Annotated in this window: 3 protein-coding genes; all 3 read right to left on the bottom strand. The window is 59.1% G+C overall.

The window, feature by feature from the left end; translation table 11 throughout:
• Window positions 1–912, bottom strand: a 912-nt coding sequence (locus tag VGI36_10500; GenBank protein HEY2485571.1) for an ABC transporter permease, incomplete at its 3' end; no start/stop codon positions are given.
• The gene (locus tag VGI36_10495; GenBank protein ID HEY2485570.1) at window positions 912–1,862 is read right to left on the bottom strand and encodes an ABC transporter ATP-binding protein; all 951 of its coding nucleotides are present in this window, start codon (window positions 1,860–1,862) and stop codon (window positions 912–914) included. The genes VGI36_10500 and VGI36_10495, both read right to left, overlap by 1 nt.
• Complete coding sequence (locus VGI36_10490) at window positions 1,849–2,871, bottom strand: 3-oxoacyl-[acyl-carrier-protein] synthase III C-terminal domain-containing protein (GenBank protein ID HEY2485569.1); 1,023 nt, start codon at window positions 2,869–2,871, stop codon at window positions 1,849–1,851. The genes VGI36_10495 and VGI36_10490 overlap by 14 nt, the downstream gene beginning before the upstream one ends.
• Between the last annotated feature and the right edge of the window lie 1,147 nt (window positions 2,872–4,018).

Below are 4,018 nucleotides of genomic sequence, written 5' to 3'. Positions count from 1 at the left end.
CAGCATAGACGGCAGATAGAAAAACACTGTTCCCTGCACTGCCTGCAGCTGATTCTCCGCGAACGCCGAAACGGCGAACCCGAGTACAAGATGAGCCGCGGAATACAACGGTACCGCCAGCAGGAGCGCCGTGACATCGCCGTCCACCGGCAGATCGAAGAGCAAATGACCGATCCAAATGACCACGGCGGCTTGTATGACGCCGACCATAATATATGGAGAGAGCTTACCGGCCAGCGCGTCGATCGCGTCGACGGGAGTGGCCAAGAGCGCCTCCCAGCTTCCTCGTTCGCGTTCGCGCACCAGGGTCAGAGCACCCAGTACCAGCATCGTGATCATCACCACGACCCCGACCAGCCCGGGAACGATCGCCCAAGCGGTCTCGCCCATCGGGTTAAACAAGTACACGACCTTCGCTTCGGGCACGGGTCCGATTGCGAAAATCTCGGCAACGTGCCGCAGGTAGGCGTTCTCCAGCGCCGTGAGCGCGGGACGAACGGTCTCCGGGTCGCTCGCGTCAACGATGATACTGGGATCAACCGTGGCCTGATCGGGCGACGATTCATCGACGGGTGGAACTTCGATTCCCACCAGCGCTTTACCTCGCTTCACCATGTCTCGCGCGCCGCCCGGCGGAAGGCGGTCCGCCTCGATCACGAAGTAGCCGGTTTCTTCAACCGTCTTGCGAACCTGGTCAGTCGCCGTACCATGTCGCCGGGAAATCGCGATTGGAATGTTCTTAGGCGTGAGATTCACCGCGTAGCCGAAAAGCACGATCTGAACCGCAGGGATGATCAGAATCAGTGAGATACTCGTCGCATCGTGCATCAGGTGCAGCAACTCAACGCGTGCGACGGCCAGCATCCGCAGGAGACGACTTCGAAGCGCGGAAAGATGCGCGCATTCTGCCATCACGATCGTCCGGTAAAGGCCAGCACGGCGTCTTCAAGCCGCATCGCTACGCGAGTAACGCCGCCTTGATGCGAGGCGGCAACGCGAAGGAGATCTTCCTCGGTCGATGCAGTGGCGACCACGCGCAGACTCTGACCCTGCGGATAGCTGGCGATTACTCCGGGAATGGCTTCCACGGATTGGGTCATCAGTCGGGCGCGGATTCCAGACATCAGGAAGGCGACCGCGGGCACGCTTTGAGCGATTTGATCGGGCGTTCCTGTGGCGACCACGCGTCCGTCGGCAAGGAGGGCGGCGTGGGAGCAACGTTCCGCCTCAGTGAGATCATGAGTGCTGACGACGACACCGACTCCGTCGATCGCGAGGCGTCCGATGTGTCGCCAGACCAGCTGGCGAGAGGTTGCATCGAGTCCCGCGGTCGGCTCGTCGAGGAGAACTAGTTTTGGAGAATGGATCAGTGCCGCGGCGAGTTGCAGCCTTCGGGCCCAGCCGCCGGAGAGCTGTCCCGCCGGGCTGCCAGCGTATTCGCGCAAGTCGAAACCATCGATCGCAGTTTCGGCCGCTTCGCGCGGGCGCTTTAACCCGTAAACCGAGGCGCAAAAGCGCAGGTTCTCGAAAACCGACAGATCTCCATAGAGTGAGAACCGCTGCGACATGTAACCGACGCGTTCGCGAATTTTGCTCGCGTCGCGGACCAGATCGAAGCCGAGCACTCGTCCTCGTCCCTCATCCGGTTTAAGAATTCCTGCCAGGATTCGTAGTGACGTGGTCTTCCCGCCACCGTTGGCTCCTACCAGCCCGAAGACTTCACCCGCACGCAGCGTGAACGACAGCCCCTCGACGGCCACGCGACGTGCATATCGCTGCGCAACGCCATCCACAGCGACCAGCGTTTCGTCCGCTAGGGCGGACGGGGGGCCCACAGCATCTGCGATTTCATCCATGAACATAGTGGAACCCGCCGAACATGTACTTGGTCGCTTCGGCTCCTAGAGCGAGCGCTGTCTCGCCTGGCTCAAGGCGAGACCGCAGCTCCGCAAGAGCGAGCCAGATGGCGGCTGAGCCGGTGTTGCCGAGACGGTCAGCGTTGACGAATATCCGCGACGGATCCGTACCCAGAAAGGGCCCCAACAACTCCGCCATCCGGCCATTCGCCTGATGCGGTATGACGTGGTCTACGTCGTTGACACCGGTGCCAAGTGCGCGCGCAATTGCAGCTCCATGATGGAAGAGTTCCGGACCGTTATCGCGCACGGCTGCGTAATGGTGATCGAATTCGATTGCGCCTCCCTCGACATAAGGTTGATCAGAACCGCCGGCCGCGAGTGAAAAGCCCGGCCGGCGACCAATACCGACCTGTCCGAAGAAGTTGCCGGAAATATACGGGCCCGGTTCTTGATCGTCAGGGCCTAGGACGATCGCCGCAGCGCCATCTCCCATCATGACGAGATTCACCAATTGAGCGGTATCTACCTCGGCTCGCGCCGGGTCGAAGTAAACGGATCCAGTTTCGGAGCCGACGATTGCGACGGCCTTGGTCCCGGGCGTGGAGAGCAGTCCTTGCACCACAACCAGCGCGTTTGCGAACCCCGTACATGCTTGACGCAACTCCATATAAGGTCCATCAAAGCCGACATGATCGACAACGAAGGCTATGTTCGGTGGCGCCAGACACGACGGGGTAGTCGTGTGGCCTATGACGTAAGAAAGATCGTTCGCTTCCACCTGCGCAGCATCGAGCGCCGCCCGTAGAGCAGCGGCCGCCAATTCGGCATTGGTGTGTCCAAGACGTGGCGCTTCGTGACGTTTTTCAAAATCACGGGAAATGTGTCGTGTTTCGATCTTGAGACGACTTGCGAGCACCATTCCGCGCCGTAATATGTCGATGCCGAATCTCCTTTCAATCCGCGTCAGCAGCTCGGTGGTCGTGAGAGGCGGTCCCGGCAATGCGGTGGCCATGCCGAGAACTTTCAGTCTTCGTTCGTTGTGCCAGAACTTCGGTAAGGAAAGTATGATCGATCCGTTAGAAGCGGCCGGCGTTGCGACTGGAACCGCGGATTCTATTGCCTCGTTCATTGTCCATCACTCGTCTTCGGGTTGCATCGAATATCGCCGCCACCTGAGATTCGCGGAATCTCTATTGTCCGCTCTTGTTTCCCCACCATAACGGTTTATTCTCGGCAGCGACGCTAAAGTTACATCGACTGGCTCTGACGGATAATCAAGGGATGGTGGACTTGAGCGTAGCTTCCGGTTTCCAGAGACGACCGTGTCGTTATGTGCTGGGAATGAAGTTGATCACGACGCGCGCTAGTTCCTCGCCCTTGTCTTCCTGGAGGAAATCGCCCGCTACGGTTATCGCAGTATGGGTTGGTGGCGACTACCCGGAATGGCCGATTGCAGGAGCCCATCTCCGCCTTTGGTAACGGATCACCGTCGCTGAACGCGGTGAGAAACGGTTTCTGCCATGGACGGAGCGCTTACCAGGTGCTCCCCAGTGTCTATGTCAGTTCTCGTGATCAAGACTTTCACATTTGCCAGATCTAGCCGCCTCGTGTGCGATCCCGATTTTCTTCGGTCCGATTTGTATCGGCGAGAGAGACATCGTCGATGGCGGAGTCTCCTAGGTCTGCCCGATCGAGATAGCGGTCGAGTGCGGCGCCGAACCAATCGTGTTCATCAATCCGATGGTTCCAATCCGCAACGATCGCTCGCGTATCTGCATCCCTAACGCCAACAGCCGCTGCTCCCGGCTCTCCGAAAAAGGGGGTCGGATGGATCGGGGAAAAGGCAATGCCTCTTATGCGGGCACACTCACTGGCTTCGGAGATCGACAGCCTGCGATTTACAAATCCAGACATAAAGCTGTTGCACCATCGAACCGAGCCGCGACGAGATCCAACTATTCATGCATAACATGATGTCACTCTCCGCCAACCGAGAACTACTAACCTACAGACGCGAATCCGGTCGTCAGTTCTTCATGGGCGCTCGTACAGCAATGCTGCTGTCGGAGACGGTGCTAGGCGTAGCGCGTTGCGACTTCGATGCCGATGGCAGGAACCCTCTCGTTGGACGAAGCCGCACCCGCTGTCAAGCATGCGAA

This window comes from Candidatus Binataceae bacterium (assembly GCA_036495685.1).
Lineage (GTDB): Bacteria > Desulfobacterota > Binatia > Binatales > Binataceae > JAFAHS01.
This window is presented reverse-complemented; position numbering and strand designations above follow the sequence as displayed.

What these genes read in the sequence shown, in the direction of transcription:
- VGI36_10495 (HEY2485570.1), bottom strand. Translation starts at nt 1,862, where the DNA reads ATGTTCATGGATGAAATCGCAGATGCTGTGGGCCCCCCGTCCGCCCTA.
- VGI36_10490 (HEY2485569.1), bottom strand. Translation starts at nt 2,871, where the DNA reads ATGGCCACCGCATTGCCGGGACCGCCTCTCACGACCACCGAGCTGCTG.